Origin of the sequence: Bacillus cereus group sp. N31 (assembly GCF_016483245.1) — a bacterium.
Taxonomy (GTDB): Bacteria; Bacillota; Bacilli; order Bacillales; family Bacillaceae_G; genus Bacillus_A; species Bacillus_A toyonensis.
This window is the reverse complement of sequence record NZ_JAEHCH010000038.1, coordinates 1-12,827: the sequence shown is the minus strand read 5'-3', so window position 1 is coordinate 12,827 and position 12,827 is coordinate 1. Positions and strand designations below refer to the sequence as shown.

Below are 12,827 nucleotides of genomic sequence, written 5' to 3'. Positions count from 1 at the left end.
ACCCCCTTTCACGGGGCCGATAACCATTTTATTCTTCATCGTCTTCTCGGAAGTGAGCCATGATTTGAGCAACATGCGCTTCACACTCTTCTTTCGTCCATACTTCACCCATTTCATAAGACGATTCTTTATCTTCCTGGGTGTCAGTTAGTCCAAAGGCTTGAAGATAATCATTAAAAGTAGTACCTTCTTCAAGTTGACGAGTTTGAAAGCCAATGAACGCCATCTTCTTCCACTCATTTAGTTCTTCTTGCTGCTCTTCTTGTGCAATTAAAGAAAACAGGTCCATTAAACGCGAATACGGTATTGATAAGACATAATCATCTGTCCATCCATACCGTTTTTGTATTTTATCGAAAGCACGTAACATATTTTGTTCGGCTTCCTCTAAATATTCATCTGATTTTTCATTTACGCTAGGTTCGGCGCCGCTGCTGATTGGCTCCATTTCTCGCTCTGAACTTTCACGAGTCCCTTGACCTGGTTGAAAAAAGTCATTAAGTCTTCGCTTTCTAATAGGCCCTGTATAACAGCAACCATTGCTTCCGGAGGGAACTGTCTAAATTCTTCGGCTTTCACTTTTAATAAACTAGCAAAGAACTCTGTAAAATCATCCTCACAAGCAGGGATCATCGTTAGAACACGGAAAGCGAATTCTAATCCTTTTTGTTGCTGCTTCTCTTTAAGTGCAACTAATTGCGCTTGTTTTTCTTCTTCTGGAAGAGATTCTGCTGCTTTAGTTAGTTCATCCATTGTTTGCTTATCCTTACCGAAATCAGCAAAGTTAGCCATTGCGCTGCGTCCAACCTTCGAAATAATCTTAGCGAATCGCCAAACATCCGTTACATTTAATCGTCGCATGGTTACTTTTTCACCTAAGATTGTAATTTCTGTACCGGTATTCATCATTTTTTCTAATATAGAAGTCATTTTGTCCGCTCCTTTTTTTGTATTCCGTTCGTTTTATGTAATAGAAAACCGACTACCATTTATGCGGTAGCCGGTGCTTTTTGTACTGTTGCTTTCTTTTTCTTTGGTAAATAGATTTCGTATGGTGGTGTAGTTGGTGCAGATTCACTGTAATGACCGATAAACTTACATTTCAAACCAACCGTTCCTTTACCGTCTTTTAGATCCACTTCAATAGATGAAACTACCATTGCATTACGAATTACAAAAATGACTGGTAACTCACTACCCGAAATCATACCGATTAGTGCGATATCATGGTAATTCGAATCTGGAATATCATTTGAAGGTTTCATAATATCGTAATCAGTTTCAGTTGTACTATCTACCGTCATCCCTGGTAAAGCTAACTGCAGGTTTTCTTTTGTAAACTCTACTAATGTAAGTTCTACATGCGGTTCATCTTTTAATAACCACTTACCGCGTACCATTTTACCTAGTACACCATCAATATCTGCATCATAATACTCACGATCAAAACCCACTTTAGTTCCGCCTGTAGTCGCTCCTACAAGTTCACCTAATTCTTTTACACTTTTAAACCCTTTGTACATGACACCAGGACCGATAACAAAATTATCTGTAGTCCCTTCACGGACACCATTAATTAATTTCCAGCTCATTTGCCCTACCCCCTAATACAAGTCCGTTCGCATGGTTCGGACAAGAAATTTCGCATTTATATGAATGATAGATGGATCTTCATCTGGTACCGGCAGTTTACCTGCACGATGTATAGAAAGTATCCCATCATCTTTTAAACCAACTTCTCTATCTAGTAACTTTTCAATACGTGTAGCAATTAACTTTGCCTTATCATAATCCCCATTATCACAATACACATCGAAATTTAGAATCATACGATCTATAATTTCAACATCATCCGGATTATCTGCTTCAATTCTCATAACTACATAAGGCATTTCCATATCATCTTGTGCAGTCTGGAATGAAAGAGCAGGGCCTTTGTCCTCGCCTTCACCATATTCTGATAGATTAGCTTTTATTATTTCATCGTTCTCTACAAGCATTCTAATAGCTGCAATAGCGTTAGACATCTATTACCCTCCCATCATTCTTTTAAGTTCTCTGCGTTCTTTTTCAAACGCTTTTAATAGGAATGGACGGGCTTCCATATGACTTGTACCAGTTTCAAGCCATATTGCTTTCTGTAAGTCGCTCCCTACTGCACCCAAAACCTCTGATTGTGACCGTTTAACATTGTATTTAATCGAGTTTAACAAGTCACCGGTACGAACAGCAGGAGCTTCACCTGGTTTAGAAGCAGTATATTTACGACTCGTATGAGGTATTTTGTATTGTTTACCGCTACGGCTACCCGTGAGATTCTTCTTCACTTGATTTTGTAAATGAATAGATGCTGCTGTGACCTTTTCAACACACATAGCGTTAATATGCGTCTTGATTTGCTCCATATTGCTTGAATACTCAATTTCTACTGAATTAGCCATATAGAATCATACCTTTTCGCAATAAATTTCAATGTGGTGATTCATAAACGCAGGATTGCGCGGTTCTCCTTTAACTTCAAACGTATAATCAACACCTAATTCTTCACTTTTGAAATGAATACGATCATTGGGTTTAATTTTGTAAGAAGCAGGCGCATATATCTTAAATGTTGTATCAAAATTTTGTTTATCACGCTTAAACCTTTCATTATCAGCAGCAGAATTAGTAGTTACACGACAAGTCATATTCTCATAAATGTCTTCTTCTGTTTCTGCATAATTACCAGAGGATTGTTTCTTTTTCATTTTTCGTTTTACAACTACCTCATGAATATATAAATCATCCATTCCACCATCATCGAAATACATTTCGTTCATGTGGCCATCACCGGCTTAATTCTTGCTCTAAATCCTTTTAAACCATTGAGTATCTTATTGTTTGTAGCTGGTTCATCTAGCGTTTCTGGGCTAATCTGGTACGAATAATCACCAATACTCTCCGATGTCTTCATACCTTTTCGTTGTAAGTTAGCACGAACTACTGCAGAAACAACCAAATCAATAATGCATTTCTTCATAAGTACCTGCAGATCATCATAATCTTGTATCTTATATTCAAATTCATATAACTGATTTTCGGATAAACCATAAACAATACGCCCATTTACAGTAATAGAATCGGTCATATCTTGTTTAGAACTAACATGAGTTACTTTTGCTATAGGTTCAGCCGGAAAGGAAAGCCAAGCTAGTTTGCTTGTTTGAATGATTTCTTTCATTGGATTCTCCGGCTTAACTCTTAAATATTTCTTAGCAATAACTGCATAGTAATCTATTAGTTCTTGAATAACCGTATCCGGCATTTTATGCACATTTACGCGGTCTTTAATGTCCTGCACGGTAATATCCATTATGTTTCTTTCTCCTTCTTATCGACTTCTTTTACAAGTTCAAAATGTCCAGTACTTACAAGATAATCAGCTTTATCATTTGCAACTGTTTCTTCTTGGCCATTCTTAAACTTTTGTCCATAAGCGGTGTAAGTGCCACCGAATCGCAGCGTAACTACTTTCATAATTAACACCCCTTTCACGAATGTAAACTATCGCATGAAAGTTTACATTCGTATTGTTGGTTTTATTGGTTATATCTCGTTTCCTATTAAAAACAAGAAATTATAAAAAAAGTATACATTCAAAACCCTAATAATAAAGAGCTTTCGTCCATAAAAAATACGCCTGGTTATTAAGCACCAAACGTATCAGGAATATTTGTTAGAATTGCTACTGCATCCATTTCTTGAATTACAGCATCATCATCAAAGTGAATTACATAGAATCGTTTATCTTCCATTACTGCAGATTTACCTTCTGTTGTTTTACGAATGCGAGTTTCATATGTGTTAACAGCAATAAAGTTACGTGGATCTGCAAGAATAATAATGTCATCTGATAGAGAAGGAACTGTAACAATCCCATAACCCATTGGTTTATTTACTTGATCTCCTGCTCCTAATAACGCAGCGTCTCCCGCTCCAGTTGGACGGTTTGTTAAATATTCAATCCATTTTTCTCTACGATTTGGTGACATAATCCAACGTAGATTACTATTTTTATATTTATTTGGCATTACACCAGATAAAGCAAAGATCGAACCTTTACCAAATCCATTAGCTTTTGCTTCTTCCCCTGTACCAGTTACTAGTTTAGCGTGGTCAATAATATGCGATTCTTTTGATTTTAATATCTTCTTCAACCAGCCATCGTTAATTGATAAAAATGGATCAGATGATTCAACATCACCATTCCAGTGTAAATCCTCTAAATCAATACCTGTTTGAGTTGACATAAGTGTCATTACAGTATCTTCAAAACCTTCACCTTCAATATTTTCACGCAGCGTTTCTTCTGTAATTTCCCAAGGTAGACGAAGTGCTTTTGTATTGTATGGAATAGTTGATGTATTAACACCTGCACGGTAATCCTCATCTTTATTCTCTGTTTTCTTACGTAGAATGCGGCCGCCAATACCAACTTTATCAAGTACACCTTGTTTTGCTTTACGCATCTCTTTTCGATGTAATTGAGAGAATGGTGTTGCGTCAAATGCCATTCTAAAGAATTCTTTGCTTTGCTCTGGATTTAATAAACCAGAAGAAACTGATCCTGTAGTAATTGTCTTTTCAATTCTAGATACACGTTTTAATAAATCCTGATTGTTCATTGTGCCCATATTTATATTTCCCCCTTATATTACAGGTTAATTCCTGCCCATTTAGACTTTTTAATTTGTTGTTGTCCTGGTGTAAATTCTTCGTCTGGATCTAAACTTTTACGAATAGAAGCCGCGTTTTCGATATTCTCAAGACGTTCAGCAAATGGCTCCAATGCTTTTTGAATAACTGCTGCAACTTTCTCTTCATCCGTTTGCTCTTCTGGTGTCGGTTCTACTTCTTCACCATTCACTTGTTTTTCAATCTTATCTAACTTGGTAGCTAGTGGCTCTACTGCTTGTTTAACAATCTCTGCAATATCTTCTGCTTTCATTTCATCTTCCTCCTGTGGTGAAGCAGCTTCTTTTATTTCAGTAATTAAAGCTAATGCTTCATCTAATTTTGTATGATTCTTTTGGGATAATACTTTCCCCGCTTTTTTAATACTTTCTAAAACAATGCTTTCTGCTTGTACACTGTCTTCTGATTTCGCAATGGTATAACCACCTTTAATAGAAAAAAGTATGTCCTTCATATCGTCAAGAGCAGCTGCCATACGGTCGATATCGGGATTACTTTCCCAAATCTCCCAATAGAACACATCTTCAAACAAATTAAAAACAGCCCGTAAATCACGCTTTTGTTTTTCATCAATAAAGCGGTCTTTTACTTCGCCTTTTGCGATTTTGTGAGTTTCACCTTTAACGAAATCTAGCATTTTTCGAATAAGACCTTTATCTTCATGAGTAAAATCTTCTTCCTTCGCGATTTCCACACGTTCACCAAAGCCACCCATAGAAAAACCGGTAACTTCACCTTTTTTAATTTCTTCCCAGGTGTCTGCATCATCGACACGAACAGTCATAAGCCATGTTCCTGCTTGTACTTCTTGTTCGCCTACTGTCATATCACTTTTAGCAATCCAGTTTTCAACAACTGTTCCTTTACCTGCAACTTCATCATGTTGTTTATCGATGTGTTGGTAATTTTCCATAAAGGTATAAGCAGCCTTTTCTATTTCTTCTGCAGTCATTGTATCCCCGTGTGAATCTTCTACATCCGGTTCATACACAACCCCTGTAACAAGCTGCTTATCTTCCTCTGTTTTAAGGATTGGAACTTGCTTTGATATATTTGGTTGTTTAGCAGATTCGCTTTTCATAATGGCAAATTGACGACCGTTAGCGCCCTTTGTAACTAATGAAACATAGCTGATATTGGCGTTTTTTAGTTCGTATCCCATCGTTTTACCTCCTTCCCTATAAATATTGGGGTTCCACTGTCAAAACGCATAGTGGCCAATTTAAAGCCGTATACGTTTTGACGATGAAACCCCAATTAAATAGGTGTATTTTATTACTCTTCTGAAATCATGGTGCAGCGACAATGTGGATGGGCTGGTGGGCACATCTTTCCATTGCTAAATAGATCATCAATATCTACCGTTTCGCCATGTAAACCACCACATTCTTTACAAACACGCTCATCGTTTCCTGTAAGCCATGTTTTCTTGTTTCTATTTGCGCCCTTATATGCAATTAAATTGCCGTAATTCATTGCATATGTTGTTTCTGTACGTGCAATCATCATTGCTCTGTAGTTGCTTGCTTCTGACATTACATCTGCAATAGAAACACTTAATGCATCGACACCCATTCCCTCACTAAGATTCTTTAACATTGTTTCTCTTAATCTATCTTTAGTAGTTTCATGGATTCCCTTTGCTAATTCAAAGGCATAAGCAGCAACCCATTTTGCAGCAACGTCACCAATTGGATCAAATACCATCCAGGTTAAACCGTTTGATGCAATGGTACTTTGTACAAATTCTGTTACATCATCCTGCAGCGTGTCTGTGACTTCATCGACAAACATTTGTCTTTCTTCATCCCAATTGACACTATCAAGAAATTCATCAACTTCTGCTTCTGCAATTACAAGATCAATTTCTTCATCTGCTTTATTAATACGAATTATGGGAAGCAGGTTTAAGAGCCGTCTTCCCTGTCCGGAAAAAAATCCGCTACCTTCTTTTGCATAGCTTTCTCTACTTCTTCATGCTTTTCCCTAAATGCATTAATAGCAATTATGTTCTCTTGCTCATTATCTGCAGCTTTCGCAATTGGTTCAGGCGGAGAAGATTCAGTTTTACCATCAAAGAATTTATCTCCTTCTGGTACAGGTTCATAACCTACTACTTTACGAGACTCATTCAGTTTTAATATTCCACCCTCATAACTGTCTTTTGCATACTTTAAATCCGCTTCACGGTCATCCGTATCAATTTCATTTAATTTGAAATGCCAATCTAAACTACCTAGTATTTCAGCGAATACACGGAACAATTGATTGTTCAATCGATGCTCTAGGATTTCTTGACCAGGCTCTATAATAGAGCGCTTGTACATCTCGTTCATTTCTTTAGCAGTTGTTTGCCCCAATGAACCTGTCATAGCCCAGCCGATACGATAAGGCGGTACACGATGGGCCACACATATCTCCATTGCGCTATCCTGTTTATATAAACGGAAACTACCTTCTTTTACATCTGGACTAATCTTTTCTAACCTTGCTTTCGCACCATCTGGCACAGGTACAACGGCTAATTTATGATGTTCTCCTTTTGTTTCTGCAGAGAAGAATGCTTTCAGTTCATTTTCTGTTCCAGAATCTACTTCATCGACTCCCTCAAGAAATAAAATGGAATCCGGGATGGTTTTACCTGTAAAAAAGTCGATATTGTAATCTCTTGCTGCTTGTGAACCCACTATTGAACCTATAGAACTAACGTAATTAGGTATTCCATAATAAGAAGAACGAGAACCAAATTTACGAATAACAATTACTTCTCCGGCTTTTTCTGTTCCATTTCCTATAAGATCATCTGCACCTAAAGGCCTACCATTAGCAAGATGATAATCATCTGGATAATTAAACTTTTTAAACCATATTTCTTTATTGTTTACGATTTGAGCAAAGCGTATTTTGTCCTTATGAGCACGTACTGTATGTCCCGGTATATGATAAAGCTCTACCGGACTTTCACCTTTATTATCGCGAACAACTTCAATAATGCCCCAGCCAACTGTTTCATAATCCTCCCATACAGCTCTAAGAATTTCTGAACTTGTCATTTCTGGGTTGCACTTCCGCATGAAATTCTTTAGCATTTCATATTGCTCCTGGCTCGCTGCTTCTTTCACTTCTTCAAAAGGCGCGAAGTCAAAGCCGACACCTGCAATATCATCCACTTTCGCGCTAATACAAGCAGAATGAATAGGGTTACTTTCCTTTATATCCATCAGTACCTTCATATCATAAGGAGGCTTAACCAATCCCCTATCTCCATATATTTGTGCGAATGGGTCAACTGCCATTTGTTTGCTGTTATCTTCCTTATTCTTTGGGCCATCTGCGGATTTATTTATACTAAATACTTTTACATTTTTTATGGTTTTCTTGTCGCTCATATCCTTTGTATGTCCTCCTTTCTTCTATTAATAGAAAGCAAAAGAAATAGCCGAACAATAAATGCTCGACTACATTCTTTTAACCTTTCCACCCATAACTACTTTACGTTTGCTCATATCGTCCTCACATGCATAACGAGTCATATCGATACTATGATTGTCCTTATCTTGTAATCTGTTTTTCGGATTACCATCTTTATCAACTTCATAATCAATATTTTCAAATTCACCTGCAGTTTTTGGACAACGCTCGGGATCAATTATGATTTCTACTAAATCATCTAACCATTTTTCTCCGTATTCAACAGAACCAGGCCCTTTAACTGCACCCTTGATTCTCTTAATATCATGATCGTTTTTCATTTCATCGATTGATTTTGGTTCAGAAGAATCCGCAATTATTTCAACATCATCCCAGCCGAGTTTCTTAATCTTTTCAGCTAATGAACGGTTACTGATTTTAACACCATGTATTTCACCAAATATATAAAGCTTCCTGCGTGTTTTGTCATAATGCATACGACCAAAAGACAGCGCGTCATTCCCATAACCCCAGTCAATTCCTTGACGTATATTATCAAATGTTTTAATTTCTTTATCTGTAATACGTCTGAATTTAAGGCTACTAAATGGAACAACGCCGCTGCCTGTTGGTTTTCCTTCATACTCATGTTCATATTGCTGCGGTTTAAGCCTTTTCGTTTCTTCTGCTTCTTCTACAAACTGCTTAGAAATATGCGGGTTATCATGGTATGTACTATGATGTACAAATGTATTCTTTGGTCTGAATTGCGTTTCAAACTTCTTATTAACCCAGGATTGTTTTCTCTTCGGTGGGTTGTATGAGTAATACATTTTATATCGCAATCCATTCGGTAATTCTTTACGCAAAATAGATTTTTCTATTGTAGAAACATCTTCTTCTAATTTAAATTCGGCCAATTCTTCAAACCATGCAATAGCAACTGGATATTTTGCTATCTTAATAGATTTGATTTTTGCAGGGTCATCAGCACCACGGAATATCATTTTGTTTCCACGCGGCTTATAAATGATTTCCATTGGACTTTCTTTAAAACGAAATAAATGTTCTACACCTAGTATTTCTATAGCTTCTTTTATTTGCTCATAGCAGGATTCCCTTATTGTATCCTTTACTTTACGTATGCAAAGCACTGTAATAGGAAACTGAATAAGATCCATCACAATACAAATGGATATATCAGTAGATTTACCTGAACCACGTCCGCCTTTACAAACGATTTTTAATATCGATTCACATTTACGAGCTAACCAAACTTGATGAAATGCCGGTGGCAGTATTTCACCGATGTGCTTTTTAGTCATTTAAATCACCACTGATATTGTCTACAATGACAACTGGCTCAATATTGTTATCATCGTTATTAGTATTAGATTTAATTTTGTCGATTTGAACCTGGATAAATTCAAGTTTGGCACGTCGCTCATCATCTATATTTGCTAATCTGTCAAAATCTCTAATAAGAGCAGACAAAGTTGAAAGGGCCTTAGATTGAGCATTTAAGAAACTCGCTTGTTTATCCCAAGCAAATTGAATTTCCCACTCTTCTTCAAATCCACTTTCACTAAGTTTTTTCTTTCTTAGTTCCTTTGTCATGTCCTCTTTATTATTAACGAACATAATACGTTGAGCATGAATGATTTGAGCGTGCTGCAACATTATATTTCCCATAGAATCGATAAAGGATCATTGTTAATCGCTTCCTCTAGCTCTTCTTTTAAATCATATAATTCTTTTGGTAAATACTTTCTATATAAACCATGAGTAGCAGCATTACCATTACGCAGTGGAGCAGAACCTCCGGAATTACCGACAGCATTTTTATTGCCTTTTTTAGCTCCACCGCGATTGTTTACAGCATTCTTATTGCCCTTGGGTGCTCCTGGTTTCTTTTTGGAGTACTCCGTATCTTTCTTTGGAGTACTCCGTTCATTTTTATGGAGTACTCCATTTAATTTGTCTATCCATCCATCTTTGGATTTCCATCCGCCAACCGTTTTTTCGCTTACAGTTTTTTCGGATGTAGACAACAATTCAGCGATTTTTCGATTCGTAATATCACCGTTATGTTCTTTAAATATTTCATACGCTTTATTACGGTCTGGACTTCGTTGTCTGGCCATAATTACATAACACCTGCCCCCTTATCCAATTGTTTGTACTTCCTTCTCTAAACACTCAATGCATATATAAGCATTATCCGTATTTGCTTCGCGGATATATGTTTTATCAAAATGAGTAATAGTTAATGGCATTTTTAATGTCCACATGCAGGGTTCATTACAAACAGAACATGTAGGAACTTTTATATTTTCTTCCATTTACACCACCTCACGATAATCGCTTTACAAAATAAAAAAGCAGCCGTTAAGCTACTTAAAGTTTTTTCTTATCACCAAATAAAATGATATATATATTCTCCCGTTATGCTTTCATCAACACCTGCAACCCTAGCAAATCTCATCATGTCAGCACCTTGAAGGAAATACATCGTTAGCATGACTGGCACCCGTGTCCACATAAAACGATAAAGCTCATCTACTCTTTGTTTAGTCGTAACAATTAGATCATTCGCAGGGCCATTAATCCAGATAGAAGTCCTAACTGAAGTAAACGGAAGGTCTTTCCCATTAACAACTATTCTTGCCATACTTTGCGTTATATCCACATCGATCCCCTCATTCCAAGAATCGAATCTGTTTCCCATATTTACATAAGTATTCTTAGCTATAAGAAATGTTTAAAGTGAGTTTCTATTTTATTTATATTAACTCCCACAAAACCACCTCAAAAGAATCATATTTTTAAAAATCCATAATGAAATTTGTTGTATGCACGGGAAATGAATAGATATTCAAATTCACTACCGATAAGGTTACTTATGTAAACAAGGTTTTTGGGAAATATGCCGTCATATCAACGTTTGTGACACTTTCAAGAACTTACTCTTACAACATGTTTTATACATCGTTGATTTTACGCTGTTTTTCACCTTGAACACCTACTTTTCCATGCATAAGTTTCACTTAGTTAACTATTTCTATTTTTATCGAAATTAACGTAACAAAATATATGATGTGTTACATTAGACTATACCTTTAATCAATTACCATTAAATGGGTTGAGTTGAGTTTGTTTTGTTAATCCTTATCTTTCCTTAACAACAAACAATGTGCCACCCAGATCACGGCAGCGCCTACGATAATTGCTATACACATGTTTGTTCTATCTACATAGTAAAATAAAACACCCATAATGGACACATCATAAGATTAGTAACCCTATTTTCTGTCTGCTGATTATTATGTTTATAGAACCAGATTGTGCACATCTATATTCAGTAAGCGCATACCCTATTACATGAATACTACTTTAGGAGTGATTATATTATGAATCCTTTCCCGATGAGGATTGTTGTAGCTCCAACTTCGACTTGGCAACATTTAATTCACCATCCTTCATATGGTCAATATGGTATGCAACCTGGGCATATCCCCTTTACTCCTACAATTGCGCCTTCTCCTGTAATATACCAATATCATTATATTTTTCCAGCATTGTATTTCCAAGAGTTTCACGGTACATTTAACATCTAATCTAAATAGAAAAATATCCGTTACCTGTACCATTGATGACAATTCATGTTATACCTAAAACAGTATTTAAATACGTTTAATGTATAATTTCTATATAACAAAAAAAGCACCCGTTTTGGATGCTACTCTTGGTTTACTTCCTTCATACGGACCAATAACTCTATTCTCTTCAAGACGATCAATAATCTTTTCTGCACTAGTATAAGCAACTCTAAATCTACATTGAATCCGAGTTACTTATGCAGCTTGTTAGCTTCTTCTATAATGTTTCCCTGCAATTTCATCACTTAAATGTGTTTCCGTCATATAAATTCTACCTCCCACACAAATAATAAAAAGCGCACGAATGGACGCTTTGATATAAATTATTAATTTTTACTTCAATTACGGTAAATGAAGTTTTATCCTTCTTCCAATCACCTAATATTAAGTATCAATCTATTAATACACTATTAAGTAACTGGAAGAAGAGCAAAAGCTCTCCTTAATAACGGTATCATTCAATCGTTACCATCTGCTGGTTTCGGATTTTATGTGCTGTCATTACGAACCGTTTAGAATTTTAGAAAAAACATAGTGAGTAGTGTTTTCCGCCACTTCTCACTATACAAATATAACACGTTTATACCAAAACAACCGGCACATTTCCTGCCAAAAAGCGGTCACGACTCTGCCACTTATTTTAATTCACTAATAACCTTTATTTTTCTAAACAACCTCACTGCAACATTCAAAGAATAGATTGAATTTTATTTAGGTATTATGCTTGATCTGATTGTAGAACATGTAATGGAGGCGGAATAATCCAGCCTTTTTTCTTATTCAGACGAAGTAATATAGCTCCAGCTTGCGCTTTTTTCATATGAAATTGACCAAACATCATTCCTACATCTTCTCGAAGGGATTGTCCCATAGCTTGGCTACATGCTACTAACCCTGCAGCAAGATCCATAGAAACTTTAGCTGCAATTTCCGCATCATTAATACGAGCACCAGGAGGAATCGTTTCAATAGATGCAACTGGTCTTTCTGGAGGTGCTGGTGGTAATGCAACACCATTCAATT

17 protein-coding genes and 2 pseudogenes are annotated in these 12,827 nt (G+C 36.4%); 1 reads left to right on the top strand and 18 read right to left on the bottom strand.

Annotation, left to right across the window (positions count from 1 at the left end; genetic code table 11):
* Nucleotides 1–28 precede the first annotated feature (28 nt).
* The 16 genes and pseudogenes from JDS81_RS27875 to JDS81_RS27800 form a co-directional block, all read right to left on the bottom strand.
* On the bottom strand, nucleotides 29–448 hold the full coding sequence (locus tag JDS81_RS27875) for a hypothetical protein (RefSeq protein ID WP_098146201.1): 420 nt from the start codon (nucleotides 446–448) through the stop codon (nucleotides 29–31).
* Nucleotides 412–930, bottom strand: coding sequence for a hypothetical protein (locus JDS81_RS27870; RefSeq protein ID WP_098141657.1), 519 nt, complete (start codon nucleotides 928–930; stop codon nucleotides 412–414). The genes JDS81_RS27875 and JDS81_RS27870 overlap by 37 nt, the downstream gene beginning before the upstream one ends.
* 59 nt (nucleotides 931–989) lie before the next feature.
* Nucleotides 990–1,592: a hypothetical protein gene (locus JDS81_RS27865; protein ID WP_000118571.1), complete on the bottom strand. Its 603-nt coding sequence runs from the start codon at nucleotides 1,590–1,592 to the stop codon at nucleotides 990–992.
* A gap of 12 nt (nucleotides 1,593–1,604) precedes the next feature.
* Nucleotides 1,605–2,027, bottom strand: coding sequence for a hypothetical protein (locus tag JDS81_RS27860; RefSeq protein ID WP_000063393.1), 423 nt, complete (start codon nucleotides 2,025–2,027; stop codon nucleotides 1,605–1,607).
* A 3-nt stretch (nucleotides 2,028–2,030) separates the two neighbouring features.
* On the bottom strand, nucleotides 2,031–2,441 hold the full coding sequence (locus tag JDS81_RS27855; RefSeq protein WP_000024032.1) for an HK97-gp10 family putative phage morphogenesis protein: 411 nt from the start codon (nucleotides 2,439–2,441) through the stop codon (nucleotides 2,031–2,033).
* A gap of 6 nt (nucleotides 2,442–2,447) precedes the next feature.
* A complete protein-coding gene (locus JDS81_RS27850; protein WP_001004653.1) occupies nucleotides 2,448–2,819 on the bottom strand; it encodes a hypothetical protein in 372 nt (123 codons plus the stop codon).
* Nucleotides 2,816–3,352 (bottom strand): hypothetical protein, encoded by a 537-nt coding sequence (locus JDS81_RS27845; RefSeq protein WP_199688655.1) that lies wholly within the window; start codon nucleotides 3,350–3,352, stop codon nucleotides 2,816–2,818. Before JDS81_RS27845 ends, JDS81_RS27850 begins: the two co-directional genes overlap by 4 nt.
* Nucleotides 3,352–3,516: a YqbF domain-containing protein gene (locus tag JDS81_RS27840; RefSeq protein ID WP_000869882.1), complete on the bottom strand. Its 165-nt coding sequence runs from the start codon at nucleotides 3,514–3,516 to the stop codon at nucleotides 3,352–3,354. Before JDS81_RS27840 ends, JDS81_RS27845 begins: the two co-directional genes overlap by 1 nt.
* A 170-nt stretch (nucleotides 3,517–3,686) precedes the next feature.
* Nucleotides 3,687–4,664 (bottom strand): XkdG, encoded by a 978-nt coding sequence (locus tag JDS81_RS27835; RefSeq protein WP_033660281.1) that lies wholly within the window; start codon nucleotides 4,662–4,664, stop codon nucleotides 3,687–3,689.
* A gap of 29 nt (nucleotides 4,665–4,693) precedes the next feature.
* Entirely contained in the window at nucleotides 4,694–5,896 is a 1,203-nt protein-coding gene (locus JDS81_RS27830) for an XkdF-like putative serine protease domain-containing protein (RefSeq protein WP_098146203.1), read from the bottom strand.
* 113 nt (nucleotides 5,897–6,009) lie between these two features.
* A complete protein-coding gene (locus JDS81_RS27825; protein ID WP_098647525.1) occupies nucleotides 6,010–6,528 on the bottom strand; it encodes a phage head morphogenesis protein in 519 nt (172 codons plus the stop codon).
* 113 nt (nucleotides 6,529–6,641) lie between these two features.
* The gene (locus JDS81_RS27820) at nucleotides 6,642–8,123 is read right to left on the bottom strand and encodes a phage portal protein (RefSeq protein ID WP_098146207.1); all 1,482 of its coding nucleotides are present in this window, start codon (nucleotides 8,121–8,123) and stop codon (nucleotides 6,642–6,644) included.
* 69 nt (nucleotides 8,124–8,192) lie between these two features.
* A complete protein-coding gene (locus JDS81_RS27815; RefSeq protein WP_098146209.1) occupies nucleotides 8,193–9,470 on the bottom strand; it encodes a PBSX family phage terminase large subunit in 1,278 nt (425 codons plus the stop codon).
* A pseudogene (gene terS / locus JDS81_RS27810) lies at nucleotides 9,463–10,289 on the bottom strand (phage terminase small subunit). Before terS ends, JDS81_RS27815 begins: the two are co-directional and overlap by 8 nt.
* 21 nt (nucleotides 10,290–10,310) lie before the next feature.
* Entirely contained in the window at nucleotides 10,311–10,487 is a 177-nt protein-coding gene (locus JDS81_RS27805; RefSeq protein ID WP_179864573.1) for a hypothetical protein, read from the bottom strand.
* Nucleotides 10,488–10,558: 71 nt separating this feature from the next.
* Entirely contained in the window at nucleotides 10,559–10,873 is a 315-nt protein-coding gene (locus JDS81_RS27800) for a hypothetical protein (RefSeq protein ID WP_098146212.1), read from the bottom strand.
* A 682-nt stretch (nucleotides 10,874–11,555) separates the two neighbouring features.
* Here JDS81_RS27800 and JDS81_RS27795 point away from each other — a divergent pair.
* Complete coding sequence (locus JDS81_RS27795; protein WP_098146214.1) at nucleotides 11,556–11,762, top strand: hypothetical protein; 207 nt, start codon at nucleotides 11,556–11,558, stop codon at nucleotides 11,760–11,762.
* Between the two features lie 90 nt (nucleotides 11,763–11,852).
* On the opposite strand, the pseudogene JDS81_RS30215 reads toward JDS81_RS27795, so the two are convergent.
* Both JDS81_RS30215 and JDS81_RS27785 read right to left on the bottom strand, forming a co-directional pair.
* Nucleotides 11,853–11,999, bottom strand: a pseudogene (locus tag JDS81_RS30215) (DNA translocase FtsK); the annotation flags it as partial.
* A gap of 523 nt (nucleotides 12,000–12,522) precedes the next feature.
* The coding region (locus JDS81_RS27785) for a DUF3231 family protein (protein WP_199688654.1) at nucleotides 12,523–12,827 on the bottom strand (305 nt) is incomplete at its 5' end.